The sequence below is a fragment of the Erwinia sp. MYb416 genome (assembly GCF_037479575.1).
Lineage (GTDB): Bacteria > Pseudomonadota > Gammaproteobacteria > Enterobacterales > Enterobacteriaceae > Erwinia > Erwinia rhapontici.
Genome location: NZ_JBBGYT010000102.1, coordinates 1 through 674, shown reverse-complemented (window position 1 = coordinate 674; position 674 = coordinate 1). Strand labels below are relative to the sequence as shown.

Genomic DNA, 674 nt, shown 5'->3' with positions numbered 1-674 from the left:
GTCCTGGGCAGGGGGTTCAGACACATCCCCTTCTGTCAGATAAGGCATAGCGATGGGCAACAACAGCTTATCGGCCTGCGTGGCACCGGGCTGAGGGAATGCAGCAGCGGGCTGTGCTCTGATGCCGGGTAACAGGGTATCGGCCTTTCCTGATATTGCCGGTACAGTAAACATCGTCGGCATCATTCATTCTCCTCATCACTTACTGAAAATAGTGCATACGCCTGCAGCCCTTGTCGGTTCTGCTGGTACTGCTGAAGCTTCATCTGCAATACGTCATGCTGTTCGCGACATATTTTTGCCACCCGTTGATGGCAGCGGTATAGCGTGGCCAGATCGGGGCACAACGTCTCCTGCAATCCCTGCTCACGTATCGCTTCCAGCAGCTGGCTAATCTGAGCGTCAATACGGCGGATTTCATTCCAGTTTTCGTCGTTTGCCGCCTGCTCCAGCGCCCGGCTCAGTTGAACAATGCGCCCCTTCATCACGCCCCCATTCCTTCCCAGCCTTCCTGAATATTGCGCAGGATCCCTTCCACTTCGCCTATCTGTTCAACAGACAAATGATGACTGGCGTCATACAAGCGATATACGCAGTAGTCATAAAGCCCTGCCAGCCGCAGCGCCAGTTCTCCTCCGCGCTCATAATCAAGGGCGCTGGTTAATGCATTGAGA

3 protein-coding genes are annotated in these 674 nt (G+C 54.5%); all 3 read right to left on the bottom strand.

Going from position 1 to position 674, the window contains the following annotated elements; all coding sequences use genetic code 11:
- Window positions 1-186: hypothetical protein (locus WH277_RS00900; protein ID WP_339503836.1), on the bottom strand; the 186-nt coding region annotated here is incomplete at its 3' end.
- Window positions 183-488, bottom strand: a complete 306-nt coding sequence (locus WH277_RS00895) for a hypothetical protein (protein WP_339456203.1) — start codon at window positions 486-488, stop codon at window positions 183-185. The genes WH277_RS00900 and WH277_RS00895, both read right to left, overlap by 4 nt.
- Window positions 485-674: flagellar export chaperone FliS (locus WH277_RS00890; RefSeq protein ID WP_339503834.1), on the bottom strand; the 190-nt coding region annotated here is incomplete at its 5' end. The genes WH277_RS00890 and WH277_RS00895, both read right to left, overlap by 4 nt.